This window comes from Myroides phaeus (genome assembly GCF_900099675.1).
GTDB classification, from domain to species: Bacteria; Bacteroidota; Bacteroidia; order Flavobacteriales; family Flavobacteriaceae; genus Flavobacterium; species Flavobacterium phaeum.
On sequence record NZ_FNDQ01000005.1, the window covers coordinates 69573 to 88736 of the forward strand.

The 19164-nt window shown below is 34.6% G+C and carries 11 protein-coding genes; 6 read left to right on the forward strand and 5 right to left on the reverse strand.

Annotated features, from left to right (window positions below):
* Positions 1-369 precede the first annotated feature (369 nt).
* Positions 370-3804, forward strand: a complete 3435-nt coding sequence (locus BLT46_RS04010) for a methylmalonyl-CoA mutase family protein (protein WP_090406574.1) — start codon at positions 370-372, stop codon at positions 3802-3804.
* A 539-nt stretch (positions 3805-4343) separates the two neighbouring features.
* Here the strand turns inward: BLT46_RS04010 and BLT46_RS04015 are convergent.
* Complete coding sequence (locus BLT46_RS04015) at positions 4344-5432, reverse strand: lipase family protein (protein WP_090406577.1); 1089 nt, start codon at positions 5430-5432, stop codon at positions 4344-4346.
* Positions 5433-5563: 131 nt separating this feature from the next.
* Between BLT46_RS04015 and BLT46_RS04020 the strand changes: the two genes are divergently transcribed.
* The 3 genes from BLT46_RS04020 to BLT46_RS04030 all read left to right on the forward strand — a co-directional run bounded on the left by BLT46_RS04020 (position 5564) and on the right by BLT46_RS04030 (position 9248).
* The gene (locus tag BLT46_RS04020; RefSeq protein ID WP_090406580.1) at positions 5564-6208 is read left to right on the forward strand and encodes an HdeD family acid-resistance protein; all 645 of its coding nucleotides are present in this window, start codon (positions 5564-5566) and stop codon (positions 6206-6208) included.
* 76 nt (positions 6209-6284) lie between these two features.
* Positions 6285-6854, forward strand: coding sequence for a hypothetical protein (locus tag BLT46_RS04025; protein WP_090406583.1), 570 nt, complete (start codon positions 6285-6287; stop codon positions 6852-6854).
* 207 nt (positions 6855-7061) lie between these two features.
* Positions 7062-9248, forward strand: coding sequence for a glutamine synthetase III family protein (locus BLT46_RS04030; RefSeq protein WP_090406586.1), 2187 nt, complete (start codon positions 7062-7064; stop codon positions 9246-9248).
* Positions 9249-9796: 548 nt separating this feature from the next.
* Here the strand turns inward: BLT46_RS04030 and BLT46_RS04035 are convergent.
* From BLT46_RS04035 to BLT46_RS04045, 3 genes are read right to left on the reverse strand one after another with little or no spacing between them, the layout of a single operon-like run.
* Positions 9797-12889: an efflux RND transporter permease subunit gene (locus tag BLT46_RS04035; protein WP_090406589.1), complete on the reverse strand. Its 3093-nt coding sequence runs from the start codon at positions 12887-12889 to the stop codon at positions 9797-9799.
* Between the two features lie 20 nt (positions 12890-12909).
* The gene (locus BLT46_RS04040) at positions 12910-14028 is read right to left on the reverse strand and encodes an efflux RND transporter periplasmic adaptor subunit (RefSeq protein WP_245722938.1); all 1119 of its coding nucleotides are present in this window, start codon (positions 14026-14028) and stop codon (positions 12910-12912) included.
* Position 14029: 1 nt separating this feature from the next.
* On the reverse strand, positions 14030-15310 hold the full coding sequence (locus BLT46_RS04045; protein ID WP_090406592.1) for a TolC family protein: 1281 nt from the start codon (positions 15308-15310) through the stop codon (positions 14030-14032).
* Between the two features lie 1137 nt (positions 15311-16447).
* On the opposite strand from BLT46_RS04045, the gene BLT46_RS04050 reads away from it, so the two are divergent.
* Positions 16448-17086 (forward strand): LexA family transcriptional regulator, encoded by a 639-nt coding sequence (locus tag BLT46_RS04050; protein ID WP_090406594.1) that lies wholly within the window; start codon positions 16448-16450, stop codon positions 17084-17086.
* A gap of 92 nt (positions 17087-17178) precedes the next feature.
* A complete protein-coding gene (gene ung / locus BLT46_RS04055) occupies positions 17179-17844 on the forward strand; it encodes a uracil-DNA glycosylase (RefSeq protein WP_090406597.1) in 666 nt (221 codons plus the stop codon).
* Between the two features lie 117 nt (positions 17845-17961).
* On the opposite strand, the gene BLT46_RS04060 is transcribed toward ung, so the two are convergent.
* A complete protein-coding gene (locus BLT46_RS04060; protein WP_090406600.1) occupies positions 17962-19137 on the reverse strand; it encodes a proline dehydrogenase family protein in 1176 nt (391 codons plus the stop codon).
* Positions 19138-19164: the final 27 nt, after the last annotated feature.

Here is a 19164-nt window from a genome sequence, read left to right on the forward strand (position 1 = left end):
ATTTTTTTTAAAATACACTATCTTGAAAAACTTTTTTCGTTATTATTATTCATTATAATTAGTTATGATGTTGTTATTTGTTGTAATTATTGAGTTTTTAGCAATTAAGTGGTTTTAGGTATAAGCTGATAATCATTTTTTAGAGTGTTTTTTTGCTTTTTTTTATGAATTATATAAAAATGTCCTTTTGAAGTTTAATGGCACAAGACAGATGTGATATATCAATAGGGTAGTCTTATTAAGATATAATTATTAATACTATATTTATAATTAGATAATGATTTGATTTTATAGGAGTTGTGTATAATTTGTTTGCAATATTGATTATTTTACTATATTGCTACTCTACAAAAACTAAAAAACTATATTATGCAACAAAATACACCGTATGTACCTAAGAATAAGGTGCGTATAGTTACGGCGGCGGCGTTATTTGACGGCCATGACGCAGCTATAAATATTATGCGTCGTATTATTCAAGCAACTGGATGTGAGGTAATTCACCTTGGACACGATAAAAGTGTTGAGGAGGTCGTGAATACTGCTATACAAGAAGATGCTAATGCTATTGCAATGACGTCATATCAAGGAGGACACAATGAGTACTTCAAGTATATGTACGATCTATTACAAGAAAAAGGGGCTGGTCATATTCGAATTGTTGGAGGCGGTGGGGGAGTAATCCTTCCGAGTGAGATCAAGGAATTGATGGATTATGGAATTACCCGATTATACTCTCCAGATGATGGTCGCGCTATGGGACTACAAGGAATGATTAACGATATGGTGCAAGGGGCTGACTATCCTACGATGGACTTGCAATTGCCTGAAGGGAAAGATGTTTATCAATCTCTTGCCGATAAAGACATTACTACAATTTCACGCTTAATTTCATTAGCAGAAAATAGAGAAGAAGATTTTTTGAAACTATTTAAGTTTGATGAAGCGAAACATAAAAATACTCCGGTATTAGGGATTACAGGAACGGGAGGTGCTGGTAAGTCTTCAATGGTGGACGAATTAGTACGTCGTTTCCTTATCGACTTCCCTGAGAAAACAGTAGCCTTAGTATCTGTTGATCCTTCTAAACGTAAGACTGGAGGGGCGCTATTAGGTGATAGAATTCGTATGAACTCTATCAATAATCCTCGTGTATATATGCGTTCGTTGGCTACCCGCCAATCGAATTTAGCACTGTCTCGTTATGTTGAGGAAACGCTACAAGTACTTCAAGTGGCTAATTATGATCTTATAATCTTAGAAACTTCCGGTATTGGTCAGTCTGACACAGAGATTTTAGACCATTCAGATGCGTCTTTGTACATTATGACACCAGAATTTGGTGCAGCTACTCAGTTAGAAAAGATTGATATGCTTGACTTTGCTGACATTGTAGCAATCAACAAATTTGACAAAAGAGGGGCTCTTGATGCTATTCGCGATGTAAAGAAGCAGTATCAACGCAACCACAACTTATGGGATGTAAACCCTGATGAGATGCCTGTATTCGGTACGATTGCTTCTCAGTTTAACGATCCTGGTACCAATGCGCTATACAAAGCAATTATGGATAAGGTGGTTGAAAAAACAGGGGCTGACTTAAAAACAGGCTTTGAGATTACCAAAGAAATGAGTGAGAAGGTTTACGTTATTCCACCAAACCGCACGCGTTACTTGTCTGAAATTGCAGAGAATAACCGCAAATATGACGATACGGTATTAACGCAAAAAGAGGTAGCTCAAAAGTTATACGGTATTTTCAAAACATTACACAGTGTAGCGGGGAAGCAACCTGAAATAGATAAGTCTGGTATTGTAGAGGCAAGTGTTGCTTCTAAAGACGAGGACACACAATTGTTTGTTAACCTACTTATTAAGGAGTTTGACAAGGTTAAGATGAACTTAGATCCGTACAATTGGGAGGTTATCCTAATGTGGGATGAAAAGGTTAATAAATATAAGAATCCGGTGTACTCCTTTAAAGTGCGCGATAAGGAGATTAAGATAGCTACTCATTCAGAGAGTTTGTCTCATTTGCAAATTCCCAAGATAGCGCTGCCTAAATATGAGGCGTGGGGAGACATCTTGCGTTGGTCGTTGCAAGAAAACGTACCAGGGGAGTTTCCGTTTACATCAGGACTATATCCGTTTAAGCGAGAGGGAGAAGACCCAACGCGTATGTTTGCGGGAGAAGGTGGACCAGAACGTACGAATAGACGTTTTCACTATGTTTCCTTGGGAATGCCTGCTAAGCGACTATCGACTGCCTTTGACTCGGTTACCCTATATGGAAACGATCCGGGACATCGTCCTGATATTTACGGGAAAATTGGTAATGCGGGAGTGTCTATTTGTTGTTTAGACGATGCAAAGAAGTTGTACTCTGGTTTTAACTTGGCACACGCACTTACTTCTGTATCGATGACAATCAACGGGCCTGCGCCAATGTTATTAGGGTTCTTTATGAATGCGGCAATTGACCAACAATGTGAATTGTACATTAAAGAACACGATTTAGTAGATGAGGTAGAAGCTAAGATTGCTGAGATTTACAAGAAAAAAGGCGTAGAAAGACCGCGTTACAATGGCGAACTGCCAGAGGGAAATGACGGTTTAGGACTGATGCTATTAGGGGTAACGGGAGATCAAGTGTTGCCAAAAGAGGTATATGACGAAATTAAGAAGAATACCCTATCACAAGTACGCGGTACTGTACAAGCGGATATTTTAAAAGAAGACCAAGCACAAAATACGTGTATCTTCTCTACAGAGTTTGCTCTGCGCTTGATGGGAGACGTGCAAGAGTACTTTATCAATAAGAATGTGCGTAACTTCTATTCTGTGTCTATTTCAGGTTATCACATTGCAGAAGCGGGTGCTAATCCAATTACACAGTTGGCATTTACTCTTGCTAACGGGTTTACGTATGTAGAGTATTATTTGAGTAGAGGAATGGATATCAATGCATTTGGACCAAACTTGTCGTTTTTCTTTTCTAACGGTATTGATCCGGAATATGCTGTGATAGGGCGTGTAGCACGTCGTATTTGGGCTAAGGCATTGAAAAATAAGTACGGCGCTAATGAACGTGCACAAATGTTGAAATACCACATTCAAACTTCAGGGCGTTCGCTTCACGCACAAGAGATTGATTTTAACGATATCCGTACAACTTTACAAGCGTTGTATGCTATTTATGACAACTGTAACTCATTACACACAAATGCATATGATGAAGCAATTACAACACCAACAGAAGAGTCTGTACGTCGTGCAATGGCAATTCAGTTGATTATCAACAAGGAGTTAGGTCTCGCTAAGAATGAAAACCCAATACAAGGATCATTTATCATAGAAGAGCTAACAGATTTAGTTGAGGAAGCTGTGTTACAAGAGTTTGATAGAATTACTGAAAGAGGTGGAGTACTTGGAGCGATGGAAACAATGTACCAGCGCTCTAAAATTCAGGAAGAGTCGCTGTATTACGAGACATTAAAACACGACGGTCGTTTCCCAATTATTGGTGTAAACACTTTCTTGAGTTCTAAAGGATCACCTACAGTAGTTCCTGCTGAGGTAATTCGCGCAACAGAAGAAGAGAAACTGTTCCAAATTCAAACAAAGGAGAATTTGAATAAAGCTAACGAAGCTTTGGTAGCTCAGCAATTGGCGCATATCCAAGAAGTGGCTATTCAGAATGGCAATATTTTCGAAGCGTTGATGGATGCTACAAAAGTGTGTTCATTAGGACAAATTACCTCTGCTTTGTTTGAAGTAGGCGGACAATACAGACGAAATATGTAGGTTTTTTTTGAATAAAATAATGTTTAAAAAGGTTTAAAGATGTATTTCTTTAAACCTTTTTTGTTGAAAAGTATTCAAAATATCTATTTTAAAAAATATATCATATTTTTTTAATGTTAAAATAAAAAGAATAGTGTAATTTAACTCTTAACGGGAATGTTTTATTTTTTAATATCTCGGATATTTTATTTAAATATTGTATAAATTTTAAGTTGCTTGCAAGTGAATAAAAAAGTTGTGTATATTGGAACACTTTAAAAAACGAAATAGAAAGACAAAAGATGAGGCAATAGATTTTGCGTTTTTAAAAGAGATTAAAACAGACTTGCAAGAGAGTCATTAGATACGAAACCCTAACCAAACTATAACTATAACAATTGAAAGATTGTTTTATTTCTGAAAGAGACTTTTTAAGTCTCTTTTTTTATTGTTTTTTTTGCATAGTATAGAAACAACAAGAGGCTGTCCATTTAGACAGCCTCTTGTTGTTTTATCTCGTATTGAGTTCTTCAAAACGAACATCAATCTTAAGTGTATGCTTATAATTGTTTTTCTATTAAGTGTAGATAAGCAGGAGGTAAGTGATGTGTCATAATACTCTCCGGTTTGTGAAACTCCCTTTGGTATTCAGGATCAGCTTGTCCGTCCAATATAATAGGATTACTACAACGAGCGTAGTTGTTATTTGAACTATAAGTAGGTTCTTTTAACTCAGGTAAATGTGTTTGCACCATAGAGAAAACAAACGAACCCAAGTATTTTTTACTTCGTTTAACGCTTTTTTCAGGAGGGTTCTTAATCTTGTTGAATATTGCTTTTGCAAAGATGCGCTTTGGCCAAGAAAGCTTTTTAAGCGCTTGTTTCACTTCACCTTCAGAAAGAGGACTAATCTCATTAAAGTCGCGCAAGGTCTGTGTTGTTGGAGGAACTTCCGGAACCCAGTCTTGTGTATTGATAATTGCGTAACTCCAGTTTTTGGTCATCTTCTCATATTGGTAAGCAAAATACATATTACCCGGTTTAGGAGGAGCAATAGCGTAAACTTTAAACTGAATATCTTGAGGTAACAGTCCTTGTTGTTGCATCTGAATTAAGTTGGCAGTTAGCAAAAAAGCAATCGCCGCACCTTGACTGTGTCCTGATATAATAAGTTCCTTTACATTATTTTTATACAAGCTGTCTATCTTTGGTTTGATGTCTTGTAATAAGTATAACGAAGCAATTGTCCACCCAGCGTGTACCGTAGCTCTTTCATCATCAGATAATTTGTAATCAACAGTTGTTTCGTTATCCAACTGTATTTTTCCCTGACTCGGAATCATTGCCGCATAGTAGTTTGCTAACCAGCTACTGCCTTTGTTGACAGAACCACGTATAACAACCTCGTGCACGTTAGATGCAGTGTTTTTGTAAAGTCCCCACATATTAGTTAGTCCGACTTCAGGAGATCTATATATATTAGTATATCCTGTCATCTGACGAAGTGAGTCAACGCTGTATGCCTTGTGAATATCATTAGCCAATATAGCACTGTTTAATACCTCTTGTTTTTCAAACTGAGGCTTTAATGTCTGCCCGTAAGACAGTGAAGAAACAAATAAACAAGCCAGTAGAATTTTTCTAATCATAAAATGTAATATTTAAACACACATATAAGTAAAAGTCCTGTAAAAAGAAACTTTTTCAAAGTTAATGCTTAAAATTTTTACCTGCGGCATAAAAGTTGTAATTTAGAATAATATATAAAAATCAAACAATTATGACTAATTCATTTGTAAAAACTGTCAAAGACAGAGTTAAAAACTGGTATATTCCCGCAATTGTTGGGGCACTATTTGTAGTTGGTGGAATCTATATATTTATGACGCCGTTAGCTTCTTATTTCTCCCTTACGGTATTGTTCAGTTGTATGTTTTTAATATCAGGGATATTTGAAATAGCCTTTGCATTTTCTAACCGTGATCAGTTAGACGGTTGGGGATGGATGTTATTTTCGGGTATTGTTGATTTAATCTTAGGTACAATCTTGATTGGTAATCCTTCATTATCAGCGGTTGTCTTACCTATTTTTGTAGGATTTGGATTGATGTTCCGTTCTATGAGAGGAATGGGAATTGCATTTGACTTAAAGAATTACGGTGTTAAATCGTGGACAGGTCTATTTGTATTTGCTTTATTGGGAATGATTTTCGCTTTCTTTATGTTGTGGAATCTTGAATTTGGAGCATTTACAATTGTGTATTGGACTGCCTTCTCATTTATATTATTAGGTGTTTATGGAATTATGTATGGTTTCTTCTTGAGAAGAATTAAGAAACACGCAGGAGAGATAGACCAAGAATTAGTAGAAAAGTATGAAGCGATTAAAGAAGAGATGAGAAAAAGACTTCACGGAGATCGTTAATATCTAAAAAAAAATATAAAATTGATACTTGCAATTTAATAATTCTTATTTTGCATAGAATATAAATATGTAAAGTATGAAAAAGTTAAGTTTAATAGTTGCATTTATTACAAGTGCATTGTTTTTAGGAAGTTGTGAAGGACCTACGGGGCCTGCAGGACCAGCGATTTATCCTTCAATATTTGAATATACCTTCAGTTTTGATGGAGACTTAGATAAAAATGTAGTTGGGCATTTACAGCAAGCGCCTGTAAAGGTTTACGACGGAGATATTGTCTTAGCCTATATATTGACTGGGGTAACTAATGATAATAAACGAATTTGGACACCAATGCCTCATCGTTATTTTGTAACAGATATAGATACAAATAAAGAAGAGGAGTTAGAGTTTAGCTATAACTTTAGTCCATACGATATTGAGATTACTGCAAGTGCTTCAACTAAATTGAGATTATTTAATGGAGATGCTCAAGGAAAAAATGGTTTACTAAAAGGCAGAACTTTTAGAGTAGCTTATATTCCAGCGCAAGACCCAAGACAAGTAAATAAATCTGTTGAAGGTAAAAATGTAAGAACACCATTAAGTTATGAAGAAGCAGTAGCGAAGTATAACTTACAAAATGTAGTAGTGAAAAAGCAAAATTAGTTGCTATTCCACAAATAAACCGAAAAGGCGAAATAGAGATATTTCGCCTTTTTTATTTTTTAACCTCTAAATTATAGGGGGTCAGTTCTCAAAAAGTGCTGTTTTGAATTTTTTTTCAAAAAAAATAGGGGGTGTGTGTCGAAAATAAGATGAAATACCATAAATTTGTTGTCTATAACAAAGGGGTTAACCTCAAAAAACAATATTATGTCAACATTTCGTTTTCGAGCAATTGAAAAAGCAGCTTCAAGAGAAACTGTACAAGTAGAAGAACTGGGTAGAAAATCATTAATTTTTGGCGATAATGTATTTAACGATAAGTCTATGCGTCAATTTCTTACGCCAGAAGCTTATCAAGCAGTTAAAAACGCTCAATTAGGTATTAAGATTGACCGTAAACTTGCAGAATACATAGCATTAGGTATGAAAGAGTGGGCTCTGTCAAGAGGAGTTACTCATTATACACACTGGTTTCAACCATTGACCGGTACTACTGCAGAAAAGCACGATGCTTTCTTTGAAACACAATTCGATGGTGATCCATTAGAACAATTTAACGGTAGTCAGTTAGTTCAACAAGAATCTGACGCGTCAAGTTTTCCTAACGGAGGTATTCGTAACACTTTTGAAGCACGAGGGTACACAGCTTGGGATCCAACATCTCCGGCGTTTATCTTTAACTCGGCTTTGTGTATTCCAACTGTATTTATTTCTTATACAGGAGAAGCATTGGACAACAAAACACCTTTGTTAAAAGCAATTACTGCTATTGATGACGCTGCAACTGAAGTGGCTAAATTATTTGACAAAAACGTACGTAAAGTAACTCCAACTTTAGGGTGGGAGCAAGAATACTTCTTAGTGGACTCTGCTTTGGCAGCATCTCGTCCTGATATTTTGACTACTGGTAGAACTTTATTAGGGCATACAGCGGCAAAAGGACAACAATTAGATGACCACTATTTTGGTTCTATTCCTACACGTGTATTGAATTATATGCACGATTTAGAGAACCAATGTATTTTATTGGGTATTCCAGTAAAAACAAGACACAATGAGGTAGCACCAAACCAATTTGAGTTAGCGCCAATCTTTGAAGAAACAAACTTAGCAGTGGACCACAACTCCTTGTTAATGGATGTAATGAGAAAAGTGGCTGAAAGACACCATTTTAAAGTGCTTTTTCACGAAAAACCATTCAAAGGTGTTAACGGATCAGGTAAACATAACAACTGGTCTTTGGCAACAGATACTGGGGTTAACTTATTAAGCCCAAGTAAAACACCAAAGAGCAACTTACAATTCTTAACATTCTTTATCAATACAATTAAAGCTGTAAACGATAACGAAGAGTTATTAAGATCGTCAATTGCATCTGCAAGTAATGATCACCGTTTAGGGGCAAATGAAGCACCACCAGCAATTGTATCTATCTTTATTGGGCAACAATTGACTAAAGTGTTGAACGAGCTTAAAGATGTTACTGATGGTAAGTTATCTCCAGAAGAGAAAACAGATTTAAAATTAAACGTAGTAGGAAAAATTCCAGATGTATTATTAGACAATACAGACCGCAACAGAACTTCTCCATTTGCGTTTACAGGAAATAAGTTTGAGTTTAGAGCTGTTGGTTCTACAGCAAACTGTGCTGGACCGATGACTGTATTAAACACAATCGTAGCTAAACAGTTGAGAGACTTCAAAGCAGAGGTTGACAGCTTAATTGGAAACGATGGTTTAAAACGCGACGAGGCTATTTTCAACGTTTTACGTGAGTACATCAAGCAAAGTGAAAGAATTCTTTTTGAAGGAGATGGATACAGTGATGAATGGGAAAAAGAAGCTGAGGCAAGAGGATTGAGTAATAATAAAAACACGCCAAGTGCTTTAAAAATTAAGAAAGATCCTAAGTCAATTGCGCTATTTGAAGAAATGGGAGTAATGACAGGAGTAGAGATGGAAGCGAGATATGAAATTGAGTTGGAAGAATACGTTAAACGTATCCAAATCGAAGGACGTGTGTTAGGTGATATCGCTAAAAACCACGTAATTCCAACAGCAATTAAGTATCAAAACTTAGTAATCGAAAACGTAAAAGGATTAAAAGAGATTTTTGGTGAAAATGATTTTGCATCTGTTGCGACAGAACAAATCCACATCATCAAAAAAATATCACACCATATTGAGCAAATAAACGTGAAAGTAATAGAAATGACTAATGAGCGTAAAAAAGCAAACAATATTGATGATATTGAATTACAAGCGGAAGTTTACTGCAACAATGTGAAACCTTATTTTGACGTAATTCGCTACCACAGTGATAAGTTAGAAATGATGGTTGACAATGAATTGTGGACTTTGACAAAGTACAGAGAGTTACTTTTTACTAATTAGGATACACACTATCACTATACAACACAGCACTTATTGAAAAAGGTCTTATCGTTTTGATAAGGCCTTTTTTATTGTCCTAAAAGCACTCTATACTGAAGTTTTTGGGGTATAAGAAGAAACTGTTTTTCACTGCACTATTGTCAACCTATTGGTTTGAATAGCTAATTTGTTATTTATGCTGTACTTCGTAGCCGATAGGAAGTAAGTAAGTAAAATTTAGCCTGTACGTATGTTAAGCATTTGATAGCGTTGTAATTAGGCTTGATTTTTTTTGTGTAATAATTATTGTTGTTCGTCATAGCAAACAAGGTGCCTTTTTGTTTGTGTTTTGTAGGGACCAAGTACCACATTGGTACCACATTCGTTCTAAAGACCTTCGGGAAATAGCCCCTATTTCCGGCTAAATGTGGTACTAATGTGGTACGAATGTCGAACAAGGTATAATTAAAACTCGTATAAGTCTCGTCGTTGCTGGGTTTGAAGCGTGTATAAAAAAGAGAGACCGTTACTAAAAAGCAACGGTCTCTCAAAAAAAAGGAATATGAACTTTATTTTTTCTCTTTGTCTTTATATGCCCAGTAGAAAACCTGTGGCAAGACAGTAAAGGATAATATCATACAAATAATCAATCCACCTACAATCATAATTGCTAATGGTTTCTGAATTTCAGACCCCATACCATTTGACAATGCAGCCGGTAATAATCCCATAGATCCCATTAGGGCAATCATAATAACAGGTCGGATTCTACTTTTAACCCCTTCGTGAATAGCTTCTTTCAGAGGCATTCTACTGCGTAGGTTTTCTCGCATTTCACCAATCAGTACAATACCATCAATTGTAGCTACACCGAATAAGATAATAAATCCGATACCCGCAGAAATACCAAAGATAGTTCCCGTAGCCCAAAGAGATATAAATCCACCGATGAAGGCAAACGGAATTGTCAAGGCTGAAATAGCGGTGTCTTTTACATTTCCGAAGTTAAAGTAAAGTAATACAAGAATTAAGATTAGCGATACTGGAACCACTAACATCAATTGATTTGCAGCACGTTCTTTACTTTCAAACTCACCAGCCCATTCCATTTTGTTAGCCGTAGGTAAGTGTACTTCTTTCTCAACTTTTGCTTTTGCTTCAGCAATTGTGCTTCCTAAATCACGTCCCTCAATACTGAAACCAACACCGATATATCTGCTACTTCCTTCTCTATAAATAAAAGCGGGACCAGTGTGGTAGTCAATCGTTGCAATCTCTTTCAGAGGCACTTGTTTTCCGTCTAATGTCGGAATTAAAATATCTTCAATTTTTTCAGCAGAATCTCTGTAATCTTTTTCAAAACGCAAGACAACATCAAACATTCTTTCATTTTCATAGAAAGTTGTAGCTGCTTGTCCTCCAATTGTCATTGCAATTACCGCTTGAGCATCAGCAGTAGTAACGGCATATTTAGCCATTTTATGATCGTGTAGTGCAATGCGAAGCTCAGGTAATCCAATATTTTTAAACACATTCAAATCAGTAATCCCCTCAACATCTTTTATACTACTTGCCACTTGATTAGCATATTTCTCAAGTTCAAATAAATCGTCACCGAATATTTTGATAACAAGCGAACTCTTAACACCCGCTACATACTCCTCAACGTTATCTTGTATTGGCTGACTAAACCCAAAGTTTACACCAGGGTATTTCTCTAAAGAAACACGTATTTCCTCTAATAATTCGTCTTTTGAAATATGGCGTTTCCACTCATCTTGCGGTTTAAGCTCTGTGTGGAATTCAATATTAAAGAATCCAGTAGGGTCCGTACCATCATTAGGACGACCAGTTTGCGTTAACACAAAATCAACTTCATCGTATTCGCGAATAATCGCTTTCATTTCTTTTGTCAAGCGAACAGACTCGTCTAAGTTGATACTACTTGGTAATGTAGCACGGATATATAAAGCCCCTTCGTTTAGTTTAGGTAAGAATTCAGAACCATAATAATGAAATCTAACCCCACAAACAACAAGGATAACTGCGAAGATTGAAATCGTTAGTTTCTTGTGCATATAACTCCAGTTGAACATTCTGTAAATATTCTTTTTGAAGAATCTTGAAATAACGTTTTCGCGCTCGCGTATATTTTTAGTTAATAGTAATTTACACATTGCAGGCACATACGTTAAGCTCAAGATCAACGATCCTAATAAAGCATAACCTAAGGTGAATGCAAGAGGTGAGAACATTTTACCTTCCACTTTTTGGAAAGAGAAGATAGGCATTAAAGCAACAATCAAAATAAGAAGCGCAAAGAATATATATCCTGCTACGCTACTCGCACTTTTCTTAATAGTACCTAATTTAGACATACGATTAAAGCGTTGCATACCAACCGTTTCAGCACGTTTTTCGAGCCCCACAAACACGTGTTCTACAATCACCAATGTTCCTTCTAATAGCAAACCAAAGTCTAAAGCCCCCATAGAAATAAGGTTGGCAGGAAGACCTTGTATTTTAAGCATTACAATAGCAAATAAGAAAGCTAAAGGAATAACAGAAGCAACAATAAATGTAGTTCTCCAATTGTATAAAAAGATAAATACAATAAGCGACACTAAGATAATTCCCTCTACAAGGTTTTTAGTTACCGTGTGAACCGTTGTATTTACTAAGTCAGTTCTATCAACAATCGGAATAATCTCTACATTCTTAGGTAAAATACGCTCATTCAAGTCTGCAATTTTCTCTTTTAAACTTGCGATTACAGCACTTGGATTTTCACCACGTAACATAACTACAATTCCCTGTACCACATCATCTTCATCTTGAAAACCAACTTGACCTAAACGCGGTTTAGCAGCAATAGACACATTAGCAACGTGTTTAACTAAAATAGGTGTATTACCTTTTACCTCAATTAAGATATTCTCGATATCTTCTAAATTATCCAAAAGGCCAACACCTCTAACCACATACGCTTGGTCTCCACGTTGAATAACATCACCACCTACGTTGATATTACTCTTTTCAACGGCTTCATACACATCTAAAGGAGACAAGTCATAATTCACTAACTCCGTAGGGTTAATCTGAATTTCATAGATTTTCTCTTCCCCACCAAAACTTACAACATCTGCAATACCAGGTACTGAAAGAAGTTCTCTTTCAATCACCCAATCCTGAATAGCTGTAACCTCCTTGATAGGTAAGTCACTCTTAATGATATATCTAAATATTTCCCCCGTAGCCCCAGACGGAGCCTCAATTTCAAAGTCAGCTCCCTCAGGTAAGTCCACACTTCCCATACGGTTAGACGCATATTGTTGGGCGTAAAAATCGTCAATTTCATCATTAAACAATACAGTAACCACAGACAAACCAAAAAGCGATATAGATCGAACCTCTGCTTTGTTAGGAATTGTATTCATTTCTTTAGAAATAGGCAGTGTAATAAACTTTTCTATTTCCTCTGCACTACGACCAGGCCACTGAGTGATAATACGAGCTCTTGTATTCGTAACATCCGGAAAGGCTTCAATTGGTGTGTGTATATAACTATAGATTCCCCCAAAAAGCAATAAGAGTACTCCAAAAATTACAATAAATGTATTCTTAAGAGAAAAGGAAACTATATTCTGTACAAATTTTCGCATAATTAGCTAAGCTTTAGAGATTATAAACTATTGTTTAATTGCTCATACAATAGCAACTCGTTAGTAGTTACTACTGTTTCATTTTCTTCAACACCCTCGCTGATGTATGTATATAAGTTGTTTTTAGACGTAGGAGTTATCTTGCGTATCTCATAGTTACATTCATCTTTATAAACAACTACATAGTTTTGATTGTTGTCAAAAACAATAGCGTTATTAGGAACAGCAAGTGCTTGTCCTTTATCTGTTTTAAGTTGGATAATAATATCAGCCGCCATACCTGGTTTTAGCTTCATTTCTTTGTTTTCAAGTACAATACGCGCCTTTAATACACGTTCTTCACTATCAAAAACTTGAGACATTTTAGATACCTTACCAGAGAAATATTCATCAGGGTAGGCAAGTGTTGCAACTTTTACCTCTAAATTTGGTTCAATGTGTCTCATATTCGTAGCATACACATTCGCCATAATCCAAACATCCTCTAAGTTTGCAATCGTAAACAAAGGTTCCTCACCACCAGCAATCGGCATTCCTGCTGCAATAGCCTTTGTAACTATATAACCCGCTTGAGGGGCAACAACTTTAAATACCCCAGAGTGGTCAGCATTATTGAAAACAGCTAAATTATTCTTAGCTGAGTTTAATTTACTCTTCAATACATTAACATCCTCTTGCGCCTCAATTAGTTCTTTTTGAGAAGCGATACCATCTTTAAACATAGATTCAACAGATTGGAGTTCGCGTTGCGCTACTTTCAATTCCGCTTCAGTTGATTTTAGTTCGTCATAGAACTCGTTTAAATCCGTACTCTTTATCTCAGCTAACAATTGTCCTTTTTTCACATAATCACCTAAAGAGAAGTAAGTGTTTGTAACCACCCCATCAACAAGACTTGTAAAAGGAATTGTTTTATCTTGATTATAATCGACATAACCATTTAAGGTTAAACTCTTTTCAATAGGTTTAAGTGTTACTTTTTCAAAAGTAAGTCCCTCCTTAATACTTGCAGTGATGCAGTTAGAAGTACTTTCAGTCTGTTCAGCACTTTTAGGTTCTTTATTGCAACTCACAAGGAATGCGCTAAAAAGAGCAGCAGTTAATAAGGTATATCTTGGCATAATTTTGATTGTTTTCATTTTATAATTCTTTTCCAATAGCAAACTGTAGTTTTTCGTAGTGATCCGTTAAGTCTTTTTTCGTTTCAAGTAATATTGTTTTGTTGTCGATATACGCTTCTACAAAATCTAAATATTCGATTAAGCTCACATTTCTCTTTTGAAAGTTTTTGTTGTAAGCCTCTAATAGGTTGTCTAACTGCAATTCGTAATCACTATCAATATCTTTATACAACTCATTGGCGTGGTAGTAATTTCTAAAAGCCTCAACAATATCGTTTGCCAGTTCATTCATCTTATTCTGCGTTTCTAACTTAGCAATTTCAATATCCAGTTTAGCCTCCTTAATATTTCCTTTATTTCTGTCGAAAATTGGTAAATCAAAAGAAATTCCGAAACCAACAAAATCAGTCATAATTCCACCACCTCGATCATAATCAACACCCAAAGTGATATCAGGAACACGCTCTGCTTTTTCAATCTCAAGCTTTTTAAGCGATTGTTGCTCTAAGTTTTTACTCAACAAAGCATCAGGATGTTGCTCTTGGGCCGTAATGATCCAGTTCTCTAATTCGATTTCCGAAAGTTCCTTTTCAGGAACAGAAAGCGGATCAGTAATGATAATATTAGTATATCGACCAATGTTGATGAAGTTCTTCAGGTCCTTTAAAGCTTCTTCTAAGTCGTTATTAATAGACATCAGTTCCTTTTTAAACTGAAGTTCAGCTGCTTTAAGACGGATAAATTCAGCCTGGCTGATATTTCCGTGATCCAATTGATTCTTATAAGCAACGATAAGCGATTTAGTATTGTTAATTTGTTTTTCAAAGATTAACTTCTGTTGTTGAAGCACTTGAAGCTGTGAGAATGTATTTCTCAATTCAAGCTTAGCCGCTCTTAATACACTTTCAAATTCCTGTGTTTTTTCTTCAATCGTTAATTTTTGAAGAGCAATATTCTTACGGCGTTTACCACCTGTTTGTATCAGTTGTTCTAAATGGAAAGCAAACTGTTGAGATTCCCCCCAATTTCCAAATAAGATAGGTTGTTCTTCTATATTTCTTGTTTTCCAAAGATTAACTTCTGCAATTTCAAAAGTTGGGTTGGGCCATAATCTCGCTTGCAGGAGTTGTGCTTCAGCTTGAGAAATCTCCATTCTCTTAGCAAGGATATCTAAGTTTTGTTCTAAGAATAAAGCTTCAGCTTGCTCTTTAGAGAGCTGTAGTGTAGTGTTATCAGTTTGTTGTCCGTAAGACATCGTTGAGATAACACAGGTTAATGTAAAAAAAATCTTCTTAAACATAGTAATGACTAATTTGAATGACAAAATTATTATCTGGTTGTTATAAGCTAATTTGAGTTTGATTAAATACAGATTAGAGCAAGATTAGAATTCGGTTAGAGAATTAGAAATAGTTGCTCTTTCTTAAATAAAGCTACTACAATAATTAGATTAAATACTTTTTTTAAAATGTGTTAGTCAATAAATATGCCAAATAGTGATTATTTTTTTGTTATTAAATGATGTTTTTATCCAATAAATAGAGGGGGATTTATTTATATAATATTTAAAATACTTTAAAAGTGATATTTTATTAACAATAAAGGAAGTTTGTAAAATATGTAAAAAATTAGATAAAAATAGTAAGATAATCACCATATACTTAAATGGGGGAGTTGTTCATTGGTTTTATTTATTTTAAAGCCCTTTTATTATTGGTCAGAAATAATAAGCAATCGATTTTAGATAGTTATATATAGGAGTATAAAGTTTGTGATACTGCGTTAAATTTTTGCTTTTTTTAGGAGTAGTTTACCTTGCTATTTTTGAGATTAAAACTCTCATTTTTTAGAAAAGAAATAGATTTTAGGCTTTTATTTTGTTTAATACACGAAAAGTAGGATTACAGAAACAACTCAGATCGTGTGTTTTTTAATTTTTTTATTGTTAATGAAAAAAAAATATGAGTAAGAAAATAGTGAATGATAAGTTTTGTTGATTCTTAAGTGGTTAAAGCTTCGATTAGTATATGTTTTGACTATCGCAAGTTGTAATTATATTTTATCAAGTCGCTTTCCATAAAGGAAGCGAGCGTATTGCTATGTGTTCATAAAAACTTGTTATAGTTGAAAATATCTTTGAATGTTATTAAAAAAAAGCGGTTGGTGGTTTCTAAATAGGAAAGGTTTTGTTGAGTTTTTTATAATTACGCTAATTGTGAAATGTTAAAATTTTGTATGCCCAGTTAAAGATTTAGGTCTTGGCAAGATAATTGATTTGTGTGTATAAAATTTATTATTGCGAACTTTTATTAGTAATAAGTGTTTAATTGTATCACTATTAAGGATTATTAGTATGGAAAGTTTGTTTTGTTAAATAATTAGATAAGGATGTTTTATCCTTAAAACAAATAGATGTCTAAAAAAAAAACTATGAGCTATGCAAAACGCAACTACTGTAATTAAGAAACTTAAGAAATTACTTGAGATTAAAACGGATTTGGAATTATCTGATATTTTGAAGGTAAAGCCTAATACTATATCTTCTTGGAAGAAGAGAAATAGTTTGCAATATGAAGGAATTATTGAAATATGTAAAGAGCATCGTATTGATTTAAATGAATTGTTTTTAAAGGAGTCTACTATTGTAAAGAGTAATTCTTTTTTAAAAAAACAAGTAAAGATGATTTCATTAGATCATCAATTTGAATATTTTTTAGATTCAGAGAAAGTATTAAAAGACGCACCAAAGTTTGTATTTCCTACAACTGAAGAAGTAGATATGGCTTTTCAAGTTGCTTCTGAAAATATGTATCCTACTTTAAAAGTTTCATCTTATGTTATTACTAAAAAAATAGATATAAAAGATATTCAGCCCTGGCATTTATACCTATTTGTTTTAAAAGGTAGGGGACTGATGACGTATAGGTTTAAACGTGTTTTAGAAAATAATCATTTACTATTTGTTAGTGATAATTCGAGCTATGAAAACTTAGATGTTGCTCCATCGGATATCATAGAGATTTTCTGTATTAGAGGAGCTTTTTTGCCAAATTTTAAAGGGATTGGTGATTTGTAGGCTCTATTAGTTAAAGTGTTTTTACAAAGCAATTAAAGCTATCTATTGTAAGCATTGAGTGAGTTCATTATCTTTGAATAAATTATAGAAAAATGAAACTTACATCCTCAAGTTGGAATAAATATTTAAAAGCAGAATTCGAAAAAGACTATTTTAAGAATTTAGAAGAAACAGTAAACTTAGCGTATGAAACTGCCGTAGTTTTTCCTCCAAAAGAAGAGGTGTTTAAAGCACTTGAGATGATTAATTTTAACGATGTACGTGTTGTTATCTTAGGGCAAGATCCTTACCATGGTATGTTTCAGGCTAATGGATTGTCTTTTTCTGTTAATAGAGGGGTGAAATTACCTCCGAGTTTAGTTAATATTTACAAAGAATTAGAGACAGACTTAGGTATTAAAAATCGCTGTGGAGATTTGACTGCTTGGGCAGAACAAGGAGTGTTATTGTTAAATGCAACATTGACTGTAGAGCAAAAAAGGGCAGGTTCACATCAAAAGATGGGCTGGGAAATTTTTACAGATAAGGTTATAGAATGTTTGTCAGAAAAAAGAGATGGTATTGTTTTTATTTTATGGGGTAGTTATGCTCAGAAAAAAGGGAAGAATATAGATAGGAATAAACATTTGGTTATAGAAACTGCGCATCCATCGCCTTTGTCGGTGTATCGTGGATTTTATGGGAGTAAACCTTTTTCTAAAACGAATGATTACTTAGTGTCAAGAGGTTTAAAAGCAATTAATTGGGAGGTTAAATAAGTAGCTTATTTCTCTTATTTAAAGGCAATTTTAATGCTGTAAAATAAGGAAGGATAATATAAAAAAAAAGCACTACTGAAATTTCAGTAGTGCTTTTTTTATGAAGTATATCAAGCGCTATTTAAGCTTTCTACGTTTTAATTCTGTTGTAATTAAATCTAACTCTCTATTCGTTTGTCCTGCAACAGAAGTGTTTTCTTCTGCTCTACGAATTAAGTAAGGAATAACGTCACGTACTGGTCCGAAAGGTAAGTATTTTGCTACGTTATAGTTTTCTTTAGCTAAGTTAAAACTGATATTATCACTCATTCCATATAATTGTCCGAAAAACAACTTTTTGTCATTGTGAGCGATATTGTGTTTTTTCATTAAGTCCATGATTAAGTAAGAACTCTTTTCGTTGTGAGTTCCTGCAAATAATGCCATAACATCTGCATTTTCAATCATAAAAGTAACTGCTGCATCATAGTTAACATCAGTAGCCGCTTTATCAACACAAATAGGAGATTTATATCCTTTTTGAGCAGCGCGTTCTCTTTCAACTTCCATATATGCACCACGAACTACTTTCATACCAACGTGGAAACCTTCAGCTTTAGCTATTTGGTGTAAATCTTTAAGATATTGTAAACGATCCCAACGATATAATTGTGCTGTATTGTAAATAAGTGCTTTTTCTTTGTTGTATTTACGCATCATATCTAAACAAATCTCGTCAGCAGCATCTTGCATCCAACTATGTTCAGCATCGATTAAAAGTAATACATCATTGTCATAAGCAAATTTACAAGCCATATTGAAACGGTAAACGATACGTTCCCATTCTTTTTCTTCATCAGGAGTAAACTTTACATTTTCACCTTTTTTAACGAACATATCAAATCTACCGAAACCAGTAGGTTTGAAAACAGCAAAAGGAATAGCATCAGGACGTTGTTTTCCAAATTCAATCGTCTTAATCGTCATATTCAATGCCGCATCAAATTGCTCTTCAGTTTCTTTACCTTCAACCGAATAGTCTAAAACAGAGGCAACTCTACCTTTGTTGTACATATTATCAACAACGGTTAAGCAATCATCTTCGCTAATTCCACCACAAAAATGGTCAAATACAGTTGAACGAATTAAACCTGTAACAGGAAGGTGTGTTTTAATTGCAAAATTTGCAAGAGCAGAACCCATTTTTACAAGTGTAGGTTTGCTGATCATATTAAAAAGAAAGTGTGCTCTTTTTAATTCTTTGTTGTTTTTTAGTGCAAAAGCAACTTCTGTATTGTTAAATAATTTTTCCATTATAAAAACTAAAATCGTTACGCAAAT